The organism is Streptomyces sp. NPDC111628 (assembly GCF_055635195.1).
The window spans coordinates 1,176,133-1,197,586 of record NZ_JBVKBZ010000002.1 but is presented as its reverse complement, the minus strand read 5'-3'; the positions used below and the strand labels follow the sequence as shown (position 1 = coordinate 1,197,586).

At 72.4% G+C, this 21,454-nt stretch carries 22 protein-coding genes; 7 read left to right on the top strand and 15 right to left on the bottom strand.

Features of this window, described 5'->3' with window-relative positions; genetic code table 11:
- Positions 1-168: 168 nt before the first annotated feature.
- A complete protein-coding gene (locus tag ACZ7MF_RS13125) occupies positions 169-1,386 on the top strand; it encodes an alginate lyase family protein (protein ID WP_471476590.1) in 1,218 nt (405 codons plus the stop codon).
- Between the two features lie 22 nt (positions 1,387-1,408).
- Here ACZ7MF_RS13125 and paaE read toward each other — a convergent pair whose 3' ends face one another.
- From paaE to paaA, 5 genes are read right to left on the bottom strand one after another with little or no spacing between them, the layout of a single operon-like run.
- Positions 1,409-2,515, bottom strand: a complete 1,107-nt coding sequence (gene paaE / locus ACZ7MF_RS13120; RefSeq protein ID WP_471476588.1) for a 1,2-phenylacetyl-CoA epoxidase subunit PaaE — start codon at positions 2,513-2,515, stop codon at positions 1,409-1,411.
- On the bottom strand, positions 2,515-3,030 hold the full coding sequence (gene paaD, locus ACZ7MF_RS13115; protein ID WP_356860886.1) for a 1,2-phenylacetyl-CoA epoxidase subunit PaaD: 516 nt from the start codon (positions 3,028-3,030) through the stop codon (positions 2,515-2,517). Before paaD ends, paaE begins: the two co-directional genes overlap by 1 nt.
- Positions 3,024-3,851 carry a 1,2-phenylacetyl-CoA epoxidase subunit PaaC gene (gene paaC / locus ACZ7MF_RS13110; protein ID WP_471476586.1) on the bottom strand — a complete coding sequence of 276 codons (828 nt, stop codon included), beginning with the start codon at positions 3,849-3,851 and terminating at the stop codon, positions 3,024-3,026. Before paaC ends, paaD begins: the two co-directional genes overlap by 7 nt.
- A 9-nt stretch (positions 3,852-3,860) precedes the next feature.
- Positions 3,861-4,172 carry a 1,2-phenylacetyl-CoA epoxidase subunit PaaB gene (gene paaB, locus ACZ7MF_RS13105; protein WP_164386002.1) on the bottom strand — a complete coding sequence of 104 codons (312 nt, stop codon included), beginning with the start codon at positions 4,170-4,172 and terminating at the stop codon, positions 3,861-3,863.
- Complete coding sequence (gene paaA / locus ACZ7MF_RS13100; RefSeq protein WP_471476584.1) at positions 4,169-5,155, bottom strand: 1,2-phenylacetyl-CoA epoxidase subunit PaaA; 987 nt, start codon at positions 5,153-5,155, stop codon at positions 4,169-4,171. Before paaA ends, paaB begins: the two co-directional genes overlap by 4 nt.
- 165 nt (positions 5,156-5,320) lie before the next feature.
- Here paaA and paaI point away from each other — a divergent pair, with 165 nt between their 5' ends.
- From paaI to ACZ7MF_RS13085, 3 genes are all read left to right on the top strand, one after another.
- Complete coding sequence (gene paaI, locus ACZ7MF_RS13095) at positions 5,321-5,836, top strand: hydroxyphenylacetyl-CoA thioesterase PaaI (RefSeq protein ID WP_471476582.1); 516 nt, start codon at positions 5,321-5,323, stop codon at positions 5,834-5,836.
- Positions 5,833-7,179, top strand: coding sequence for a phenylacetate--CoA ligase PaaK (gene paaK / locus ACZ7MF_RS13090; RefSeq protein WP_471476580.1), 1,347 nt, complete (start codon positions 5,833-5,835; stop codon positions 7,177-7,179). The genes paaI and paaK overlap by 4 nt, the downstream gene beginning before the upstream one ends.
- A 111-nt stretch (positions 7,180-7,290) precedes the next feature.
- Complete coding sequence (locus ACZ7MF_RS13085) at positions 7,291-8,589, top strand: flavin-containing monooxygenase (protein WP_471476578.1); 1,299 nt, start codon at positions 7,291-7,293, stop codon at positions 8,587-8,589.
- 126 nt (positions 8,590-8,715) lie between these two features.
- Here the strand turns inward: ACZ7MF_RS13085 and ACZ7MF_RS13080 are convergent, their stop codons facing one another.
- The 6 genes from ACZ7MF_RS13080 to ACZ7MF_RS13055 form a co-directional block, all read right to left on the bottom strand.
- Positions 8,716-9,843: a tryptophan dimethylallyltransferase family protein gene (locus ACZ7MF_RS13080; RefSeq protein WP_471476576.1), complete on the bottom strand. Its 1,128-nt coding sequence runs from the start codon at positions 9,841-9,843 to the stop codon at positions 8,716-8,718.
- A 207-nt stretch (positions 9,844-10,050) separates the two neighbouring features.
- Complete coding sequence (locus ACZ7MF_RS13075; protein WP_471476574.1) at positions 10,051-11,397, bottom strand: cytochrome P450; 1,347 nt, start codon at positions 11,395-11,397, stop codon at positions 10,051-10,053.
- Positions 11,398-11,412: 15 nt separating this feature from the next.
- Complete coding sequence (locus ACZ7MF_RS13070) at positions 11,413-12,006, bottom strand: GTP-binding protein (protein ID WP_115745775.1); 594 nt, start codon at positions 12,004-12,006, stop codon at positions 11,413-11,415.
- Positions 11,981-12,358, bottom strand: coding sequence for a DUF742 domain-containing protein (locus ACZ7MF_RS13065; RefSeq protein ID WP_076977695.1), 378 nt, complete (start codon positions 12,356-12,358; stop codon positions 11,981-11,983). Before ACZ7MF_RS13065 ends, ACZ7MF_RS13070 begins: the two co-directional genes overlap by 26 nt.
- Positions 12,355-12,756 carry a roadblock/LC7 domain-containing protein gene (locus tag ACZ7MF_RS13060; RefSeq protein WP_109032225.1) on the bottom strand — a complete coding sequence of 134 codons (402 nt, stop codon included), beginning with the start codon at positions 12,754-12,756 and terminating at the stop codon, positions 12,355-12,357. Before ACZ7MF_RS13060 ends, ACZ7MF_RS13065 begins: the two co-directional genes overlap by 4 nt.
- Positions 12,753-13,943 (bottom strand): sensor histidine kinase, encoded by a 1,191-nt coding sequence (locus tag ACZ7MF_RS13055; RefSeq protein ID WP_471476571.1) that lies wholly within the window; start codon positions 13,941-13,943, stop codon positions 12,753-12,755. The genes ACZ7MF_RS13060 and ACZ7MF_RS13055 overlap by 4 nt, the downstream gene beginning before the upstream one ends.
- A 419-nt stretch (positions 13,944-14,362) precedes the next feature.
- Between ACZ7MF_RS13055 and ACZ7MF_RS13050 the strand changes: the two genes are divergently transcribed.
- Together ACZ7MF_RS13050 and ACZ7MF_RS13045 are read left to right on the top strand one after the other, a co-directional pair.
- Positions 14,363-15,115: a sulfite exporter TauE/SafE family protein gene (locus tag ACZ7MF_RS13050; RefSeq protein ID WP_471477228.1), complete on the top strand. Its 753-nt coding sequence runs from the start codon at positions 14,363-14,365 to the stop codon at positions 15,113-15,115.
- A 171-nt stretch (positions 15,116-15,286) separates the two neighbouring features.
- Positions 15,287-16,015, top strand: a complete 729-nt coding sequence (locus ACZ7MF_RS13045) for a S1 family peptidase (RefSeq protein ID WP_471476569.1) — start codon at positions 15,287-15,289, stop codon at positions 16,013-16,015.
- A gap of 40 nt (positions 16,016-16,055) precedes the next feature.
- On the opposite strand, the gene ACZ7MF_RS13040 is transcribed toward ACZ7MF_RS13045, so the two are convergent.
- On the bottom strand, positions 16,056-17,126 hold the full coding sequence (locus tag ACZ7MF_RS13040) for an SCO7460 family lipoprotein (RefSeq protein ID WP_471476567.1): 1,071 nt from the start codon (positions 17,124-17,126) through the stop codon (positions 16,056-16,058).
- Positions 17,127-17,346: 220 nt separating this feature from the next.
- Between ACZ7MF_RS13040 and ACZ7MF_RS13035 the strand changes: the two genes are divergently transcribed.
- Positions 17,347-18,186 (top strand): ABC transporter ATP-binding protein, encoded by an 840-nt coding sequence (locus tag ACZ7MF_RS13035; RefSeq protein WP_471476565.1) that lies wholly within the window; start codon positions 17,347-17,349, stop codon positions 18,184-18,186.
- A 194-nt stretch (positions 18,187-18,380) separates the two neighbouring features.
- Here the strand turns inward: ACZ7MF_RS13035 and rpfE are convergent, their stop codons facing one another.
- From rpfE to ACZ7MF_RS13020, 3 genes are all read right to left on the bottom strand, one after another.
- Positions 18,381-18,746 (bottom strand): resuscitation-promoting factor protein RpfE, encoded by a 366-nt coding sequence (rpfE, locus tag ACZ7MF_RS13030; protein ID WP_471476563.1) that lies wholly within the window; start codon positions 18,744-18,746, stop codon positions 18,381-18,383.
- A gap of 96 nt (positions 18,747-18,842) precedes the next feature.
- Complete coding sequence (locus ACZ7MF_RS13025; RefSeq protein WP_471476561.1) at positions 18,843-20,315, bottom strand: sialate:H+ symport family MFS transporter; 1,473 nt, start codon at positions 20,313-20,315, stop codon at positions 18,843-18,845.
- 142 nt (positions 20,316-20,457) lie between these two features.
- Entirely contained in the window at positions 20,458-21,387 is a 930-nt protein-coding gene (locus ACZ7MF_RS13020) for a dihydrodipicolinate synthase family protein (RefSeq protein ID WP_471476558.1), read from the bottom strand.
- Positions 21,388-21,454 lie beyond the last annotated feature (67 nt).

Genomic DNA, 21,454 nt, shown 5'->3' with positions numbered 1-21,454 from the left:
CCTTCGGCCGTTGCGTTCATAGTGTTCGCCGAGCGCCGCCCGCCCGGACCTCCGCGCGTTGCTGCGTGGCCTCTTGACGCCGCATTGGTCTCTACCTATCGTCACCGCCCAGTCGAACGTTCAGAACAGCACTCAACGTTCACATACTCGAACGGATGGACCCCCCACATGTCCTCTGCTCCCACGCGCCGCCACCGCAGATCCCGCGCCGTCCTCCTCGCCACCCTCACCGCCGCACTCGTCGGCGCCCTGCTGGCCGGACCCGGCTCGGCCACCCCCCGCGCGGACGCCGCACCGGCCGCGTTCACGCATCCCGGAGTCACCGTCTCCCAGGGGCAACTCGACTTCGTCCGCGCCAAGGTCGACGCCGGGGCCCAGCCCTGGAAGGGCGCCTTCGACCAGATGATGGCGAGCCGGTACGCCGACCCGAACCGCACCCCGAAACCCCGCGCGGTGGTCGAGTGCGGCTCCTACTCCAACCCCAACTACGGCTGCACGGACGAGCGCGAGGACGCCATCGCGGCCTACACCAACGCGCTGGCCTGGTACTTCACCCGCGACGAGCGCTACGCCCGCAAGTCCATCGAGCTGATGGACGCCTGGTCCGCCGTGCTCCGGGACCACACCAACAGCAACGCGCCGCTGCAGACCGGGTGGGCGGGCTCGTCCTGGCCCAAGGCCGCCGAGATCATCAAGTACACGTACGGCGGTTCCTGGGCGAACTCCGGCCGGTTCGCCACCATGCTCCGCGACGTCTACCTGCCCGAGATCATCAACGGCTCCAACTCCAACGGAAACTGGGAGCTGACGATGACGGAGGCCGCCGTCGGCATCTCCGTCTTCCTGGAGGACCGGGCCTCCTACGACAAGGCGATGGCCAGGTTCCGGACCCGCACGGCCGCGTACGTGTACCTGGACTCCGACGGAGCCCTGCCGAAGACCGTCCCGAGCCAGCACCTCGACACCCGGGACAAGATCGTCAAGTACTGGCAGGGGCAGTCCACGTTCGTCACCGGGCTCACCCAGGAGACCTGCCGGGACTTCACCCACACCGGATACGGCATCTCGTCCATCTCGCACGTCGCCGAGACCAGCCGCATCCAGGGGCAGGACCTGTACGGCACCGACGTCGGCGAGCGGCTGCGGCACGCGCTCGGCTTCCAGGCCAAGTACCAGCAGGGCGCGGCCGTCCCGAGCTGGCTGTGCGGGGGCGAGGTCGACCTCGGCCTGGGCCCGGTGACCGAGGTCGGTTACAACGCCCTGCACAACCGCCTCGGTTTCGCCATGGACAACACCGAGGCGCTCACCGAGCGCACCCGCCCCTCCGGCACGAACAACCTGTTCGTCGCCTGGGAGACCCTCACCCACGGCGACAACCCCGCCTGAGCGGACCAGGGGCGACGTCCTGTCAGCTGTCGTAGTCCACGGTCAGCTCCTCGGAGACAGGGTACGACTGACAGGTCAGGACGTAACCGGCGTCGACCTCCGCCGCCTCCAGCGCGTAGTTGCGGCGCATGTCGACACTGCCGTCGGTGACGAGGGCCCGGCAGGTTCCGCAGACCCCGCCCTTGCAGGCGAAGGGCAGGTCGGGGCGGGTCTGCTGGGCCCCGTCGAGCACCGACCGCTCCCGGGAGAGCGAGGAGGTCGTCGAACGGCCGTCCAGGGTGATGGTGACCTCGCTGACGGGGCCCTCGGGACCGCTCTCCTCGTGGCGCACCTCCCGCACGGGCTCGTCGTCGGCGTAGAACAGCTCCCGGTGGACGCGCTCGCCCGGGACGCCGAGGCCGGCCAGGACCTGCTGGGCGTCGGCGACCATGCCCTGCGGTCCGCACAGCCACCAGTGGTCCGCCCGCTCCACGTCCACCAGGGAGCCGATGAGCGCCGCGAGCCGTCCGGCGTCCAGACGGCCGGAGAGCACCTCGGCCTCGCGGGGCTCGCGGGAGAGCACGTGGGCGAGGTGGAAGCGGGTCGGGTGGAGGTCCTTCAGGTCAGCCAGCTCGTCGGCGAACATCACGGTGTCCGTGCGGCGGTTGCCGTAGAAGAGGGTGACGGTGGAGCGGTCGTCGGCGGCGAGCACCGACTCGGCGATGGACACCATCGGCGTGATGCCCGAACCGGCCGCGACCAGGACGTGGTGGCCCGGGGTGGAAAGGTCGGGTGTGAAGAGGCCGGTGGGCGCCATCACCTCGACGGTGTCGCCCGGGTGCACCTCGCCGACCAGCCACGCCGAGAACAGCCCGCCCGGCACCACGCGGACCCCGATGCGCGGCGCCGAACCGGCCGGTGCGCAGATCGAGTAGGAGCGGCGCTCGTCCCGGCCGTCCACCTCGCGCCGCAGGGTGAGCGACTGACCGGGCGCGAAGACGAACTCCCCGGCCAGCTCGTCGGGGATCTCGAAGCTCACGGCCGCCGCGTCCGCGCACAGCCGCTCGACGGCCGCGACGCGCAGACGGTGGAAGGCGGGCCGGCGGCGGGTGCGCACCGGGGCCGCCGGGACGGGGGCGGTCGGGGCCATCAGATCTCCTTGACGTACTCGAACGGCTCGCGGCAGGCCCGGCAGCGCCACAGCGCCTTGCAGGACGTGGCGGCGAAGCGGGAGGTCTCCTCGGTGTCCGCCGAGCCGCAGCGGGGGCAGGGCACCGCGGGCCGGGTGGGCGACAGCACGAGAGAGACCGGGCCGCGGGGCGCGGCGCCGGGCGGGGCGATCCCGTGCTCGGCGAGCTTGCCGCGGCCCGAGTCGGTGATCCAGTCGCTGGTCCAGGGCGGGTCCAGGACGGTGCGGATCTCCACCTTCGGGTATCCCGCCGCGCGCAGCCGCGCGGCGACGTCCGCCCGCATCTCGGCCATGGCCGGGCAGCCCGAGTAGGTGGGCGTCAGGCTCGCGACCACGGTGCCGTCCCCGGCCACCTCGACGTCGCGCAGGACACCGAGGTCGGCGAGGGTCAGCATGGGCAGCTCGGGGTCGGGCACCTGCTCGGCCACGTGCCGGGCGCGGCGGGCGTCCAGCAGTGCGGGGGTTCCGGTCACCATGTCGCCTCCGGGTGGGCGCGGGCGACGCCCTGCAGCTCGGTCAGCAGCGGCGCCAGGTGTTCGGTGTGCTCGCCGGCCCGGCCCGACCCCGGCAGCGGCCGGTAGACCGGCAGGGTCAGTCCGGCGGCCTCGGTGACCTGGCGCAGGTCGTCGGCGACCTCGTCCCGCACGTCGTACGCCGTGTGCAGCTCGCCGAGGTAGGGGGCGACCTCGTCCAGCGCGGCGCGCGTCCTGCGGTGCGACTCGTCCGTGCCGTCGCCCAGGCGCACGCACCACTCGGCGGCGTACTGCCGGTGGTAGGTCAGCTCCTTGACGCCCTTGGCGGCGACCGCCGCGAGCACCGGGTCGGGGTGTGTCTCCAGCCGCCGGAAGTGGGCCAGGCGCCAGCTGGAGAGGACCAGCAGCCGCACCACGGCGAACGCGAAGTCCCCGCCCGGGAGTTCGGCCAGGCGGACGTTGCGGAAGTCGCCCGCGTCCCGGAAGTAGGCGTAGGCGTCCTCGCCGCGCCCGGTGCCGTCGGCCTGACCGGCGCGGGAGTAGAGCAGCCGGGCCTGGCCGAGGAGGTCGAGCCCGATGTTGGCCAGCGCCACCTCCTCCTCCAGCTCGGGCGCGCGGGTGACCCACTCGGCGAGCCGCTGGGCGCTGACCAGGGCGTCGTCGGCGAGCGCCACGCACTCGGCGGCCAGCGCCCGGGCGTCGACGCCCTCGGGGACGGTGGTGTCGACGCCGTGCAGCGGGTCCTCGAAGCCGGTGCCGTAGGCCCAGCGGGTGTCGTCCTCGTGCCCCTCGGCCAGGGTGAGGTAGACGTGGTCGTCACTCATGCCCTGCTCCTAGATGTGCGGGACGTCGTCGGGGATGTCGTAGAAGGTCGGGTGGCGGTAGACCTTGTCGGCGCTGGGGGCGAAGAAGGGGTCCTTCTCGTCGCGGGTGGAGGCGGCGATGTGCTCCGAGCGGACCACCCAGATGGAGACGCCCTCGTTGCGCCGGGTGTACAGGTCGCGGGCGTGGGTGAGGGCCATCGCGTCGTCGGCGGCGTGCAGCGAGCCGACGTGGACGTGGTTGAGGCCGCGCTTGCCGCGCACGAACACCTCGTACAGCGGCCAGCCCCGCTTGTCGGGCTGCTGGGCCTTCTCGGGGGTCATGCCGCCGCTCCCTTCTCCGCGCGGGCTGCCTGTTTGGCCGCGTGGGCGGTGGCCGCCTCGCGCACCCAGGCGCCCTCCTCGTGGGCGGTGCGCCGCCGCTCCATCCGCCGGTCGTTGCAGGGCCCGTCGCCCTTGATGACCCGCATCAGCTCGTCCCAGTCGGGGGTGCCGAAGTCGTGGTGACCGCTCTCCTCGTTCCAGCGCAGCTCCGGGTCGGGCAGGGTGACGCCGAGCTTCTCGGCCTGCGGGACGGTCATGTCGACGAAGCGCCGGCGCAGCTCGTCGTTGCTGTGCCGCTTGATCTTCCAGGCCATGGACCGCGCCGAGTTGGGCGAGGCGTCGTCGGGCGGGCCGAACATCATCAGGGACGGCCACCACCAGCGGTTCACCGCGTCCTGGACCATCTCGCGCTGGGCGTCGGTGCCGCGCATCATCGTCATCAGCAGCTCGTAGCCCTGCCGCTGGTGGAAGGACTCCTCCTTGCAGATGCGCACCATCGCGCGCGCGTAGGGCCCGTAGGAGCTGCGGCACAGCGGCACCTGGTTGCAGATCGCGGCGCCGTCCACGAACCAGCCGATCACGCCGACGTCGGCGAAGCTCAGGGTCGGGTAGTTGAAGATCGACGAGTACTTCTGGCGGCCCTCGATCAGCCGCTCGGTGAGGTCGTCGCGGTCCGCGCCGAGCGTCTCGGCCGCCGAGTACAGGTACAGCCCGTGCCCGGCCTCGTCCTGGACCTTGGCGAAGAGGATCGCCTTGCGGCGCAGCGACGGGGCCCGGGTGATCCACTCGCCCTCGGGCTGCATGCCGATGATCTCCGAGTGCGCGTGCTGGGCGATCTGCCGGACCAGCGTCCTGCGGTAGCCGTCGGGCATCCAGTCCCGCGGCTCGATGCGCTGGTCGCGCGCGATCGTCGCGTCGAAGTGCTCCTGGAGCCCGTCCGGTGCCTCCGGGGGCGGCGCCTCGGCGGCGTGTGTCGTGGTCATCGTCATCAGCTTCCCAACCGACCATTCGTTCGGTATCAGTGTGACGTGTTTCCGTGCGCCGGGCAAGAGACCGGACCTCGCCGGTCACACTCTTGACAGCGCCACCGCGTGGCTGGATTACTTGGCCTTGCCGCGCGCTAACCGAATGGTCGGTCGGGAGACAAGGTGGTGGATACGGTGTCGCAGGCCACTGAGCAGACGCCGACGGAGGCGATGTTCTCCGCGGACGAGGCCTCCCGGGGGCTCGGGATCGAGCTGGTGGAGCACGGGGAGGGGACCGCACTGGTCCGCATGACCGTGACTCCGGCGATGGTGAACGGACACCGGATCGCCCACGGCGGATTCCTGTTCCTGCTGGCCGACACCGCCTTCGCCTGCGCCTGCAACAGCCACGGCCCGGTGACCGTGGCGGCCGGCGCCGACATCGTCTTCGTCGCCCCGGCCCGCGAGGGCGACGTGCTCGAGGCCCGCGCCGAGGAGCGGGCCCGGTACGGACGCAGCGGGATCTACGACGTGAGCGTGCGGCGCGGCGACGAGGTGGTCGCGGAGTTCCGGGGGCGCAGCCGCAGCGTGCGGGACGACCGGCGCGACCGGAGTCCGCGGGACGACGGAGGCAGCCGCGACGCGCGGCAGGACACGGCGCGCCAGACGCCGGGGACGACGACGAAGGAGTCGCGATGAGCAGCGAGCCGACGACCGGGGCGGCCCCGGCACCCCGACCGGGCGAGCCCCTCCCCCACGACCTGCTGGACGACGCCGAGCGTCTGTCCCGCGAGCAGCTCCGGGAGCTCCAGCTCGACCGCCTGCGCGCGACCCTGCGGCACGCCTACGACAACGTGGAGCTGTACCGCAAGAAGTTCGACGCCGCCGGAGTGACCCCCGACGACTGCCGCAGCCCGGCCGACCTGTCCAGGTTCCCCTTCACCACCAAGGCGGACCTGCGGGACACCTACCCCTTCGGCATGTTCGCCGTCCCGATGGCCGACGTGCGGCGCGTGCACGCCTCCAGCGGCACCACCGGCCGCGCCACCGTCGTCGGGTACACGGAGAACGACCTGTCCATGTGGGCGGACGTGATAGCCCGTTCGATCCGCGCCGCGGGCGGCCGCCCCGGCCACAAGGTGCACATCTCCTACGGCTACGGCCTGTTCACCGGCGGTCTCGGCGCCCACTACGGCGCCGAGCGGGCCGGCTGCACGGTGATCCCCGCCTCCGGCGGCATGACGGCGCGTCAGGTGCAGATCATCCAGGACTTCCGGCCCGAGATCATCATGGTCACCCCGTCCTACATGCTCACCCTGCTCGACGAGTTCGAGCGCCAGGGCGTCGATCCGCGCACCAGCTCCCTCAAGGTCGGCATCTTCGGCGCCGAGCCGTGGACCGAGGAGATGCGGCGCGAGATCGAGGAGCGCATGGACATCCACGCCGTCGACATCTACGGCCTGTCCGAGGTGATCGGCCCCGGCGTGGCACAGGAGTGCGTCGAGACCAAGGACGGGCTGCACATCTGGGAGGACCACTTCTACCCCGAGGTCGTGGACCCGCTCACGGACGCCGTGCTGCCCGAGGGCGAGGAGGGCGAGATCGTCTTCACCTCCCTGACCAAGGAGGCGCTCCCGGTGATCCGTTACCGCACGCGCGACCTGACCCGCCTGCTGCCGGGCACCGCACGCCCCGCGTTCCGCAGGATGCAGAAGGTCACCGGCCGCTGCGACGACATGATCATCCTGCGCGGGGTGAACGTCTTCCCCACCCAGGTCGAGGAGATCGTGCTGCGCACGCCGGGCGTCGCCCCTCACTTCCAGATCCGGCTCACCGAACGCGGCCGCATGGACCACATGACGGTGCGGGTCGAGGCCCGGCCCGACGCGGCTGCCGAGCAGCGCGAGGCCGCCGCGAGGGCGATCGCCCAGGGCGTCAAGGACGGGGTGGGCGTGACCGTGGAGGTGGAGGTCGTCGAGCCGGAGACCCTGGAGCGCTCGCTCGGCAAGATCCGCCGGGTGTGGGACCTGCGGGGCGCCTGAAACGTGAGCACGGACACGTCCGTTCGCCGGTCGTGCCGGTGTGCGGGAAGAAACGGATGGGCAGTAAAGGCATGATCGGGGGAGGTTGAGTACATCCTGGGGGGACATCCCGTGCGTGTGTGTGTGATCGGTGCAGGCCTGTCGGGGCTGGCGATGGGCCATGCCCTGAAGGAGCGCGGCATCTCCTTCGTCTGCCTGGAGAGGGCACCCGACGTCGGCGGGCTCTGGCGTCAGCCGGGGGCCGGTGAGCGGGGTCCGGGCTATCAGTCCCTGCATCTGAACACCGCCAAGCAGCTGACCGGTTACGCGGACTTCCCGATGCCGTCCTCGTACCCGCTCTACCCCCGGCACGGTCAGGTCGCCGCCTATCTGCGGTCCTTCGCCGAGTGGGCGGGCCTGCTCGGCCACGTCGAGCTGCGGACCGAGGTGGTGTCCGTCCGCCAGGACGCGGACGGCATGTGGACCGTCGTCAGCAGGGACGCGGAGGGCGTGCGGAGTTCGCGCCGGTTCGAGCGGGTGGTCGTCGCCTCCGGACACCACACCGACCCGGCCCTGCCCGACCCCCTTCCGGGCGGCGCGGAGTCCTTTGCCGGAACGATTCTTCACTCCCTCGACTACCGCGACGGCGCCGACTTCGCCGGCCGCCGCGTCGTCGTGGTGGGCCTCGGCGCCTCCGCGGTGGACATCGCCGCGGACCTCTCGCGGCACGCGGAGCGGACCCTGCTGTCGGTGCGCCGGGGGCTGCACATCGTGCCCAAGCAGCTCTTCGGGATGTCGGTCGACGAGATCGCCGAGGCCCCCTGGTGGAACGAGATGTCCTTCGCCGAGCGGCGCCAGTGGGTGGAGCAGGCGCTGCTGGTGGCGCGCGGCCGTCTGTCGGACTACGGCCTGCCAGAGCCCGACCACCCGGTCTTCTCCTCCGCGACGACCCTCTCGGACGAGATCCTCAGCCGGATCCGGCACGGGGCGGTGACCCCCAAGCCCGCGATCGCCTCCTTCGAGGGCGACCGGGTCGTCTTCGCGGACGGCAGCTCCGAGACCGCCGACGCGGTCGTCTACTGCACCGGTTTCCACATGACCTTCCCCTTCCTGCCCCCCGGCTGCCCGGTGGCCGCCGACGGATCGGTCGAGCTGTACCGACGGGTCGCCCCGGCGGACCGGCCCGGTCTGTACTTCGTCGGACTGGTACGGCCCGTGGGCGCCATCACCCGGCTGGTGGAGGCCCAGGCGGAGTGGGTGGCCCGCCTGATCGGCGGCGCCGCCGCACTGCCCCCGGCCGAGGAGATGCGCGAGGAGATCGGCACGTATCTCACCGGCATCGTCCAGCGCTACGGCCGGACCGAAGGCGCCTCGATCCAGGTCGACGTGGGCCCGTACCTCGCCGAGTTCCGGGAGTCGCTGCCCGTGTGAGTGTGCCGCCGGGCGCCGCCGCACCGGCCGCGACGGTGCCGGGCGCCCCGGCCATGACAAGGGCCCGGCCATGACAGGGCTCCCGGCGGATCGCGCCGGGAGCCCTGTCGTGTGCGGACGGTCCGGTCAGGACACCGGCACCGGTCGGCGGACCGTCTCCACGACCGGCGGCCGCACCGCGTACGCCTCCGAGGAGAGGTACACCGTCACCCGGGGCGGCTGGTCCCGCTCGTGGGCCAGCGCCAGGTAGGCGATCAGACCCCGCCCGTCCTCGGGCCGCCGCTCGGTGAGGGCGGCCAGGGCGCGGTCGAGGACGGAGGCGTCCATGCCGTGGTGGCGCAGCACTCTCGACGCCCGGGCCAGGGCCTCCCCGTCGTGCGGGACGTAGTCCCTGACCGGGATGTGCAGGGTGAATCCGCTCGGCCGCACGGTGCCCGTGTCGGTGAAGGAGTGGCAGGACAGGCCGGGCCGCCTGCCGAGCCCCCTCGCGTCGGGGCCGAGGCCCGCGGCCGCGCGGAAGAAGCCCTCGACCGCCGCGGGCCCGGGGCCCGCGTCCATCCGGGACAGGCGCCCGGCCTGCCCGGCCGTGAGGTTGTCGTGCCGCACGTAGACCTTCACCCGGGGTTGAGCCCAGTCGCCGAGGTCCAGGGCGAGGAACGGGTATCCGCTGCCCTGCGGCAGGCCGTCGAAGGCCTGCCGGTGGCCGAGCCGGTGCAGGGCCTCGCGCACCGTCGTGGCGGAACGTTCCTCCCCGCCCGCCGCCGGGTTCAGATAGACCTTGACCCTGGGCACCCCGCCGGGCCTCAGCTCCAGCGCGCACCACAGGGCGAGGGGGCCCCGCGGGACGGGCGGCAGGAAGAGGTCACGGAGTTCGTCGAGGACGTCGGTGGCGAAGTCCCAGCGCCGCGCCATGGCCCGGATCGCCTCGAGTCCCTTGCGGCCGTTGCGAACCAGGCTGTCTGCGCCGCAGCCCGGTTCCACGAGGAGCCGCATGGAGGGTTGTGCGTCCGGCCGGAAGGAGAGTGAGAACTCCACCGGGGTGTGGTCGTCGGACAGGAAGGTCCGGGTGGGCGGTGCGAGGCTCAGGGGCCGCTCGGCCACCGGGCCCAGTGCGTCGGTCAGGACCCCTGCGTAGGTCTCGACGTCGGCCCGGGACAGGCCCGCCACCGCGCCCAGTCTTCGCAACTGGCCGCCGGTGAGAGAGCCGAGGGTGGGTGTGCCCCGCGGGTCCGTGCTCCTCGGTGCGGCGGTCACCGGCCCGTCCCCGGCCGGAGCCGCACAGAGCGATACCCGCCTCGGGAGGCGGGTATCAGGGGGTCCGGCGCCGGGAAAGCGGCGTTCGTGGATATGTGGTCCACGACACCTCCTTTGACTCGTAAGCAACTTGAGTACCGCGTTGCTCACTACCCGTGCCGTTCGATCTTCATGCAAATGGTGCGGGTTGGGGAGGTGTTGCGCAGATCACCGTGTGAGCCAGTTGAGGAACTGGCTCCACATGCCGCCGCGTTCGGCCGTAGAGGCCTGGCTCGCCGCCGGTTCCCGCTCGCCCGCGGTTGCCGGTCCCGGCTCGGCCCGCCGGGCGGGGCGCACCGGGGTGAAGCGCGCCGGAAGCGTGGCCAGGGCCCGGTTGAAGGGGCCCGGACGCCACGTCAGGCTGTCCTCGGGCACGGCGAGTTCGACGTCCGGCAGCTCGTTGAGCAGGTGCTCGACGGCCGTGACCGTGATGTGCCGGGCGGGCTCCTTGGACGGGCAGGCGTGCGGGCCCGCGCTCCAGGCGAGGTGCGCGCGGTTGCTGCCCGCCTGGCGGGAGGCCTTGAGGGCGGGCCCGGTGTTGGCCGCGGCGAAGCTGACCAGCACGAGGTCGCCCGCCTGAAGCTGCTGGCCGGCCAGTTCGGTGTCGGCGGCCGGGTAGTGCGGGGCGTAGTTCGCCATGGGCGGGTTCTCCCACAGCGTGTCGTCGAGCGCCTCGTCGATCAGACCGCCCTCACGGGCGTACCGCTCGTGGGTGAGGAGTCGGTGCAGGGTGTTGCCGAGGAGGTTGCGCAGGGGTTCGGCGCCCGCGCCGAGGAGCAGGGCGAGCTGGTGGACCATCTCCTCGTCGTCGAGCCGGGCCTCGTGCTGCATCAGCCAGGAGGTGACGTCGTCACCGGGCTTGCGCCGCTTGAGCGCGACGAGTTCGCCCACCGCCTGGAAGAGCACCGCGGTGGCCTTCTCGGCGTTGACGCCGTCGAACATGCCGGTGATGCCGAACAGCACCCGGTCGCCGATGTCCGCCGGGCAGCCGAAGAGCTCGTTGAAGACGAACAGCGGCAGCTGCTTGGCGTAGTCCCCGAGCAGGTCGGCGGAACCGCGGGCGCCGAACTGGGAGACGAGGTAGCCGGAGATCTGCTCGGTGCTGCGGCTCAGGCGCCGGGTGTCCACCCGCGCCATGCTGTCGGTGACCGCCTGGCGCAGCCTGAGGTGGTCGGCTCCGTCGGCGAACATGCAGTTGGGCCGGTAGGCCAGCAGCGGCGCGACCGGGCTGTCCGGGCTGATCCTGCCCTCGTTGAAGGCCCGCCAGCGGCGCGCGTCCTTGCGGAAGGTGCCGGAGTCCTGCAGCAGTTGGAGCGCCGCCGCGTAGTCCGTGACCAGGGTCGCCTCGACGCCCGGGGCCAGTTCGACGGGGGCCGCGGCCCCGTAGTGGCGCAGGTACTCGTAGTACGCCTGCGGGTCGGCGGCGAACTCCGGCCCGTGCAGCGGCACCCGGGCGCCGGAGCCGTGGGCCGGGCAGCCGGGCGGCGGCACCGGGGCGGTGTCGTGGGCGTTCATGTCTGCTCCCAGCTCCTAGCGGGTGCGGTCCAGCAAGTAGCGGACGAGGGTGGTCAGTGCGGCGGCCGAGGACTTCTCGTCGCGGGCGTCGCAGGTGACGACGGGGGTGTCGTCGAGCAGGTCGAGCGCCTCGCGCAGCGCCCGTTCGTCGCGCAGCGGCGCGCCGTCGAAGTGGTTGACGGCGATGGCGTAGTCGAGTCCGTAGTGCTCGATGAGGTCGATCACGGGGAAGGAGTCCGCCAGCCGCTCCGGGTCGACCAGCACCAGGGCGCCGAGCGCGCCGCGGGCCATGTCCTCCCACATCTGCACGAAGCGCTGCTGGCCGGGGGTGCCGAAGAGATAGAGCACGACGCGGTCGCTGATGGTCAGGCGGCCGAAGTCCATGGCGACCGTGGTGGTGGTCTTGCCCTGGACCCCCTTGAGGTCGTCGACCGACTCGGCGGCCTGCGTCATCGTCTCCTCGGTGGACAGCGGCTCGATCTCGGAGATGGAGCCGATGAGGGTGGTCTTGCCCACCGCGAAGTGCCCGACGACGAGGATCTTGACCGCCGTCTGGGTCGCTCCCTCGCGGACGTAGTCCCGCTCATCCAAACTTGGCGCGGAGCCCATTGAGCACCTCCTCCAGTATCTCCTTGTCCGCGAGGCGGGCGCGGGCCACCGGCGGGCGGGTCATGAGGTGCCCGCCCTCCATCAGGGAGGCCAGCAGGATCCGTACGACGCCCAGCGGGAAGTGGGTGTGTCCGGCGATCTCGGCGACCGAGAGGTAGCCGGCGGAGCAGAGGTCGAGCAGGCTCTGCTCCTCGGGGGACAGCCGGGCCGGCCGCTGCGGCTGGCCGGCGGAGGCGGTGACCAGGGTGATGAGGGAGAGGTCGTCCTCGTCGGGCAGGCCGCGGCCCTTGGTGATGACGTACGGCCGCACTAATTCGGGCGCCTCGGGCTGCCAGCCGTCGTGGCCGGTCATGAGCGGGCGCCCAGGTTCTCGCGCGGCGGTGTCGTCAGCCGCTTGCCGAGCTGGGCGACGAGCTGCTGCATCCGGAAGGTGATGTCCGCCATGTCGACCTCCGGGGAGGCGGACACACCGAGGTAGGCGCCCTCGCCGGCGGAGATCAGGAAGACCCAGCCGCCGTCGAACTCGACCAGGGTCTGCCGCCAGGACTGGCTGGGGTCCTCACAGAAGAAGGCCAGGGTGCGGCTGAGCGACTGCACACCGCTCATGGCGGCCGCGACCCGGTCGGCGTCGTCCTTGTCGAAGTCCTGCGTCCGGGCCATCAAGAGGCCGTCGGCGGATATCAGGACCGCGTGCAGGGCGCCCGGAATCTCCAGGGCGCTGTCGAGCATCCATGACAGATCGTCGTTCACGAGACCTCATGTCCTTCGCTGCTTGCACCAGGTGTGTCGCTCGTCCGGCCGGCGTCGTCCGGGCTGTCCGGTCCGGTGACCCGGCCGGACTGCGTTCCGCGCTGGAACGCGCCCATGACCTGCGCCTGCTCGGAGTCGGAGCGGCCCGCGGCGCGGGGGGTGGACGCGCTGCCGGGCACGATGGCCATCGGCCGCTTGCGGCGGCGCCGGGGCAGGCCGTCGCCGGTCTGGGAGGAGGTGAGCGCGGTCTCCGGTCCGCCGTCCGGGACCGGCCGCGTCGCGCCGCGGGCCGCGGGGGCGGCGGGGGCGGGTGCCTTCCTCTCCGGCATGGCGGTGAGCAGTTCGTGCGGCAGCAGGACCACCGCCCGTACACCTCCGTAGGGAGAGGAGGAGTCCACCGACACCTCGAACCCGAATCGTTCGCACAGCAGGCCGATGACGGCGAAGCCGAACTGCGGCGGGTTGCCGAGCCCCGCCACGCCCGAGGCGCGCTCGGTGGCGAGCAGCTTGTCGGCGCGGGCCCGCTCCTCGTCGCTCATACCGACACCGGCGTCGTCGACCACGATGCAGATGCCCTTGGGCACGGTCCGGATGTTGATCTCGACAACGGTGTCCGGGCTGGAGTAGCTGGTGGCGTTGTCGAGCAGCTCGGCCAGGGCCAGGGCGACGGGTTCGACGGCCCGGCTGGTGATGCCGAAGTCGACCTGGGAGAGGATGTCGACCCGGCGGAAGTGGCGGATGCGCCCCTGGGCGCTGCGCACCACGTCGTAGACCGAGGCGGTGTCGCGCCGTCCGCCGAGCCAGCCGTCGCACAGTACGGCGATGGACTGCGCCCGTCGGCCGAACTGCGAGTTGGTGTGGTCGATCTCCAGCAGGTCCTGGAGGAGGGCGGAGTCGCCGTACTTGTTCTGCAGCCGGGAGAGCACCAGCTGCTGTTCGGCCGCGAGGCCCTGAAGCGTCCGCATCGCGGACTTCAGCACGGTTTTCGTCTCGTCCTCGGCCCGCTCCTGGGCGGCCTGTACGGACTTCCCGTAATCGTTCTCCAGCTCGGTGTAGTGATCCCTGAGCCCCTGGACCTGCTGCCGCAACGCCCGTGCCGCCTTGCGCTGGCGGCTGACGAGCACGGCGGCGGCGACGAGGGCGACGAGGGCGACCCAGAGCAAGGGGTTCCCTGTGTATTCCGTCATAAGACTCTCTTCAGGCGACTGACAGCCGGCTTGCTGAATTCCCGTCCGTGCGGGCGGCCCGGTGGAGTGCCCGCGCCGGGAGTAGCTGCCCGGGCTGCCCCTCATGTCGGGGATGCCGTTTTTCACCCATCCGCCCGCTCCGCAAACGCGGTGATCGTATCACCGCATGATCAGGTGAATTAACGTCAAGAAGTGCCCAGGCAAGACCGGTTGAGACCGGCAAACACGCGGTCCGGAGCGATGGGTACAGTCGGCCCCGTGAAAGATGCACAAGACACCTTCCGGCCGCCCACGGGTCCGGCTCCAGGGGGTGACGTTTGGATCAGGCCGGCTCCAGGCAACGGTGCCTCGTGGCACCCCGCGGCCCCGGCAAGATCCAAACGACACCCCCTGGGTGGCACGGGGTGACGCCGGAGGCCATGGCCGCGGTGTTCACGGCCGGCGTCGGGGCCGGCGCCATCAACAGCGTCGTGGGCTCCGGAACGCTCATCACCTTTCCCGTGCTGCTGGCCACGGGGCTGCCGCCGGTCACCGCCACCGTCTCCAACGCGCTCGGCCTGATCCCCGGCTCCATCAGCGGGGCCATCGGCTACCGCAAGGAACTGCGCGGCCAGCGCGGGCGCGTCCTGAAGTTCGGCTCCGGAGCGCTCCTCGGCGGCCTCGCGGGCGCCACCCTCCTGCTGACGCTGCCCGCCGACGCCTTCGAGACGATCGTGCCGGTCCTGGTCGGCCTCGCGCTGCTGCTGGTGGCGTTCCAGCCGCAGATCGGCAGGCTGGTCCAGCGCCGCCGGGCCCGCACCGGCACCTCCCCCCGCCGGGACGGCGGTCCGCTGCTCTTCACCGGCCTGACGCTGGCCAGCGTCTACGGCGGCTACTTCACCGCGGCCCAGGGGATCATCTACCTGTCCCTGATGGGCATGCTCCTGGACGAACCCCTGCAACGGCTCAACGGCGTCAAGAACGTCCTCTCCGCCGTCGTCAACACCGTGGCCGCGCTCTTCTTCCTCTTCGCCGCCGACTTCGAATGGACCGCCGTCGGGCTCCTCGCGGTCGGCTCGGGCCTCGGCGGTTACGTCGGCGCCAAGGTGGGCCGCCACTTCAGCCCCACGGTCCTGCGGATACTGGTCGTGACGGTCGGCACGGTGGCCCTCGTGCAACTCCTGCTCCGCTAGGTACTCTCCGGCCCCTCGGACGCCACCGCACCCCCCCCGGCCACCGCCCCCGGGCATAACGCCGCGTTATGCGAAGCCGGGACTGCCCGGCCGGGGTCCGGGCCCGACATGCTGTGGGCGCCCCCACACATCAGCACGCGCCCACGCGCGTGTCGTCGGAATCGAGGAGCCTTGCGAACAACGAGACTCGTCCCCACCCTGCTGGCCGCCCTCGTGGCCGCGCTGCTGTCCGCCCTCGCGCTCTCCCCGAGCGCCTCGGCGGTGGAGCCCCGTCCCGGGGACGGCGGCCCCCAGCCGATCATCGGCGGCGGCTACGCGCAGAACGCCCCCTGGGCGGCCCGGCTGTTCTCGGGCGGCGCCCAGACCTGCACCTCGACCATCATCTCCCCCACCTGGATCCTCACCGCCAAGCACTGCGTCGGCGGCGGCAACCTGTCCTTCCGGATCGGCAGCCTCGACCAGGGCTCCGGCGGCACGGTGGCGAACGGCGTCCAGACCGTCACCAGCCCTTCGGCCGACCTCGCGCTGGTCCGGCTCGACCGTTCCGTCTCCGCCTCCTACGCACGGCTCGGGCAGCCGGGTACGGTGCGGGTCGGCCAGACCGTGCAGGTCTACGGCTGGGGAGCGACCTCCCGGTGCGGCTCGGAGATCAACTGCCAGTCCCAGTACCTCAAGGTCGCCAACGTGAGCGTCACCCGGGGCTGCTACGACGCCTATTACGGTCAGGCGATATGCGCGCGCCCGGTCGACGGCATCACCGCGGGCGGCGACTCCGGCGGTCCGATGATGGCCGGCGGTGTCCAGGTGGGCGTCGCCTCGACCAGCGACCGGCAGAGCACCACCGCGTACACCAATGTGACCGCCTACCGCTCCTGGATCCAGTCGGTGGCGGGCGTCTGACCCCTCCCGCCCTCCGGCACCGGTCCTGCGCCCGTCTCCGTCACTGCGGAGGCAGGCGCAGGACCCCGCGCTCGTCGCGGATGTCCGTGAGGACTTCGACGACCTCGGCGTCGCGGCCCTGCGGGTCCGAGGTCACCAGCGCCGCCAGGTCCCCGAGGCAGCGTTTGCCGTCCGCGGGCGGCCGTTCGCAGAACAGCACGTACCCGCGCATGCGGCGGACGGTCCCCGGCTCCAGCCGCCACACCCCCGTTCCCGCCCCGCCGCTGGTCACCGCATCCGGGTGTGTCGCCCGCAGCGCGGGCAGGACCGACGCGTCGATCCGCCGGGAGAAGGCCTGCCGCTCCTCGAAGGGCGAGACGATCCGCAGGCCGGCCGAGGCGGCGTCGACGGTCCGGTCCGCGTCCCGGCCGACCGGGTAGGCGGCCACGTAGTACGGATCGCGCGCCAGGGCGGCGAGCCGGGGACCATGGGCGAACCGCAGGACGGCGGGCAACGTGCTCCTCGCCGCCGGGAGGTCCGCCGCCGCGCCCGGGGCCACGAGGTTGACGGTGACCCACTTCGGCGCCACACCGGGATCCCGCTCCGCGCGTGCGGTGACCCAGCGCTGCACGCAGGCGCCGACGCGGGCCAGCACGTCGTCCACCGTCCGATCGGTCAACCGTGCCGCGATCCAGGGGGCCGAGAGCTTCTCGTCCGTGGCCAGGAGCGGCTGCCCGCAGCCGTCGAAGGCGGTGCGCATCGCGCGCAGGTGTCCGGCCTCCCGCCGGGCCCGGTCCACCGCCTTGCGAAGGGCGTCCGGGCAGTCCGAGCCGCCGTCGCAGCGGTCCTTGTCCCCGTCCACCCGGAACCTGACGGCCGCGTCCGGGTCGTCGTGGACCGACAGGGTGACCTCCGAACCGGTGGTCTCCGGGAACAGGATCCGGGCGTCGACGACCTCGAGCTGCCCGGGGTACGACTCCTCGGCCAGCTCCTGGGCCCGCCGCACGTCGTCCTCGGTGTCGAACGCCGCGCAGCCGGTGGCGAGCAGCCCCACCAGCAGGGCCAGGAGGCCACCACCGACGCGCCCCGTCCGCCGCCGTCCACTCCCCCGCGCAGTGCCCCGACGCCCCATGACTCCCCCTCCGTGTCCCACCGACGGCGCCACGATAGGAGCCGTGCCCGGCACCGCGGATGAGTACGAGGACTCATCCGCGCCCTGAGTGCCGCTGTGAGTGCCGCCGTGGGTGCCGCGGCCCACCGTCCAGGAAGCGGACGGCCGGGGCAGGCGCGTGGTGAGTACATCTAGTGTTCGCGGTGACCGAGAGGTGCCCCGCGCGTGAAGGAGTCACGGCATGACCGCCCAGACAGCCCGCTACCAGGCCGACGCGGACGAGGCGGCCGTGCTCCGGCTCCAGGACGTGAGCGTGCGCCGCTTCACGCCGGACCAGCTGATCCTCGACGGCGTGGACTGGACGGTCCGGCCGGGCGAGCACTGGGCACTGCTGGGGGCCAACGGCGCCGGAAAGACCACCCTGCTGCGGCTGCTCGGCGCGCTCATGCACCCCACCACGGGCACGGTCGAGGTGCTCGGCAGCCGACTCGGCCGGGTGGACGTCCGTGAACTGCGGGCGCGCATCGGCCACGTCAACTCCGCCCAGCGGGTGCCGCAGGACCTCTCCGCCCACGCGGTCGTGCTCACCGGCCACAGCGGCACCGTGCAGCCTCTGTGGCGGACGTACGACGAGGAGGTCCGGCTGCGGGCCCGCGACCTGCTGACCGAACTCGGCGTCAAGGAGCTGGCCGACCGGCCGTACGGGGTCTGCTCGGGCGGGCAGCGGGCGCGGGTCCTGATCGCCCGGGCGCTGATGGCCGATCCGGCCCTGCTGCTCCTGGACGAGCCGTTCAACGCCCTGGACCTGCCCTCCCGCGAGGACCTCGTCGAGGCGATGCACCAACTGGCCGAGGGGAGGCCGCGGCTGGCCACCGTCACGGTCACACACCATCTGGAGGAGCTGTCCCCGGCCGTCAGCCACGCCCTGCTGCTGCGCGAGGGCCGGATCCTGTCCCGGGGTGCGGTGGACGAGGTCCTGACCGGCTCCCTGCTGACGTCCTGCTTCGGACGGGACATCACGGTGGCCCGGCGCGAGGGCCGTTGGTCGGCCTACTCGGGCCGCCGCGTTTCCGGCAGCTGACCCGACCGTGACGGGCGAGGGCGGCCCCGGGCGTATCGGCGTACGCGACGTCCGGGGCCGCCGCTCGGCTCCCCCGCCGGGGACTGCCCGTGCACGGCTCGGGGGAAACGGGACGCGGCGTGACCGGCGACAAGTGCACACCTACGGGCTACCCCGGTCAACCCGGCGCGGACAGGGCGGCCCGGAGGCCGCCGTCAGGCGCAGCCCCAGGCGGACATCCCCTGCAGACGGGCGAGGCGTTCCGCCACGGCGATCTGCTCGGCGCGGGTGGCGAGGTCCGCGCGCGGGGCGTACTTGAGGCCGCCGGCGGCGATCCAGCTGGACCGTGCGAACTGCAGGCCGCCGTAGTAGCCGTTGCCGGTGTTCGCCTGCCAGTTGCCGCTGGACTCGCACGCGGCGATGGCGTCCCAGTCGGTGCGCAGGGGCGTCGAGGGCGCGGCCACCGCTTCGCCGGTCGCCCCGAGTGCGGTCGCGGCGACCAGGGTCACCGCGGCGGTGCGGATCCTGAGGCCACGCGAACCGCGCACGTCGCTCTGACGATCATTTCGTCTACAGATCATAAGAAGACTGTTACACCAGGTGACCGTCGGTCGCCGCACCGGCCGGCGTGCCTTGGGCCAGTCGGAGCACGCGCCCTCCCCCCGCCCGTCACCGCCTCACGGCGCCGACCGTATGCGCCCCGCGCCGTCCGGCACCGCCGCCTCGGCGGCGAGGTAGTCGGGGACCGCCTCCTTGTCGACGAGCCGGTTGAGCCGGCTCGGGACGTCGAAGCCGATCAGCACGATCACCACGAGGGTCAGCGAGAAGGTCAGCACGGCGAGCGACTGACCCAGCGACATGGTCGACGCCAGCCGCGCGCCGAGCACCGGGGCGACGGCCCCGCCCAGCGCGCCGACGTTGTAGGTGAAGCCCAGGGACGCGGCCCGGGTCTCGGTCGGGAAGTGCCCGGCGATGAACTTGGGCAGCAGCCCGGAGATGCCCTGCATGCAGGCGAGCATCAGGAACAGCAGGATGCCCAGCTGGAGTTGGCTGTCCCGGACGGCGAAGACGGGGAAGACGAAGGCGATGCCCACCACCAGGGTGCAGGCGTACGCCCTGCGGGTGCCGAACCGGTCGCCGACGAAGCCGGTGACGATGCAGCCGGCCATCGTGCCGAACCCGGCGTAGTAGAGCGCGTCGCTCACCTGTGCCGGGCTGAAGCCCAGCTCGGTCTTGAGGTAGGTGGGCAGCAGTGCCTGGACCGGCCAGCTGTAGAGGAAGGCGCAGAACACGGTGACGCAGAGCGCGAGGAACAGCACCCACCGCTTGCGGCCTCCCAGTTGTACCGCGAAGGCGACGAGACAGGCCGCCGCCAGGACGGACAGGACGGGCACCGCGCCGGCGCCGAGCGGGGTGAACACCGCGAAGAGCGAGCCCGTGGCGACGACGACGAGCACCGTGTTGACCGTCGCCCGGCGGCGGCCGGCGAACAGCGGCCGGAAGGGGTTGGGCCGTTCACCGCTCGCCCCGACCCGCGCCTCCCAGTCGTCGGCCTCGGGCAGCGCCCGGCGTACCCACAGCGCGACGACGACGGGGAACAGGCCGATGTAGAACAGCCAGCGCCAGCCGTGGCCGGGCACCACGTGCTCGTAGACCTCGGCCGCCAGGACGCCGCCCAGCGAGAAGCCGGAGATGAGGAAGCCGGAGGCGCGGTTGCGCAGCCGGGCGGGCCAGCTCTCCAGGACGTAGGTGGCGCTGGCGCTGTACTCGCCCGCCATGCCCATGCCGATGAGCAGTCGGGCCGTGAACAGGCTGGTGTAGTCCCAGGCGAAGCCGCAGGCGAAGGTGCCGACCGAGTACAGCAGGATGCTGGCCACCATGGCGCTCTTGCGGCCGAAGCGGTCGCCGAGCGCGCCGAGTACGGCACCGCCGAGCCAGCGGGTGATGAAGGCTCCGGAGACGAGGCTGGCGGACTCGACGGTCGACAGCCCGAAGTCGTCGGCGATCTCGGTCAGGACGAGCGTGATGAGGACGAAGTCGAAGCCGTCGAGGAGGTAGCCGATCCAGGCGGCGAAGAAGGCCTTCCACTTCTCCCGGGTGATCTCGCGGTACCAGGGCGGGGAGGTCGGGGTGGTGCGCGCAGATGACATGGCGATCCTATTGCGGGTGGGGAGACGCGCGTCGGGGACGAGGGCGGTCGGGGACGAGGGCGGTCGGGGACGAGCGCGGGGGCCGGGGCGGGAAACGGGGCGGACGGGACCGGGTTCGGCGGTCACCGGCCCGGTCCCGGGGTCACAGGAGTCCGGCCTCGGCGAGCCGGGCGCGGACCCGGCCGACGGCCGGTGCGTCGAGCGGCACCTGTGGTGCCGCGGTGGCCGGGCAGTCGATGAGGCCCAGCAGATGGGCGGCGGCCTTGAAGGCGCCGAGCGCACTGGAGCTGCCGCCCATCAGGGCGGGGTCGCCCGCGTCGGTGAGGGCGAACAGGGCGGCGAGCCGGTCCTGTTCGGCCCGGGCCGCCGCCCAGTCCCCGGCCCGGGCGGCCTCGTAGAGGCGTACGTAGCCGTGGGCGTCGACGTTGCCGAGCCCGGGCACGACGCCGTCCACGCCGGCCAGCAGCGCGCCGTCGACGGTGAGCTCGGAGCCGGTGAGCACGGTGAAGCCCGGGGTGCGGTGGCGCAGTGCGGTCAGCAGGCGGCGCAGGGAGCCCTCGTCGCCGCTGGAGTCCTTGAGCCCGGTGAGGATGCCGTCCCCGGCCAGGTCGAGGACGACGTCGCGGGGCAGCTTGGTGTGCACGGCGACCGGGATGTCGTAGGCGAACAGCGGCAGTCCGGCGCCCTCTCGCACGCGCCGGAAGTGGTCGGCGACCTCCACGGGGTGGGTGCGGGTGTAGAAGGGCGCCGTGGCCACGAGCGCGTCGGCGCCGGCCCGGACCGCGTCGGCCGCCCGGTCCAGGACCCGGGCCGTGGTGGTGTCGATGACCCCGGCGAGGACGGGGACCCGGCCCGCGGCGGCGTCGGCTGCGGCCTCCAGGGCGGTCAGCCGCTGGGCGTCGGTGAGGTAGGCGGTCTCGCCGCTGGACCCCAGCAGGAACAGGCCGTGCACACCGGCCGTGATCAGGTGCTCGGTGAGCCGGCGCACGGAGGCGGTGTCCACCTCCCCCGTCGGGGTGAGTGGGGTGATGACCGGGGGGACGACGCCGCTCAGCGGCGTGGGGATGGGCATGCGGTACTCCAGGTCGTGCTGTTCTCGTCCCGGGACGGCGGCACGCAGCAGCGTGCCGAGGCCCTGG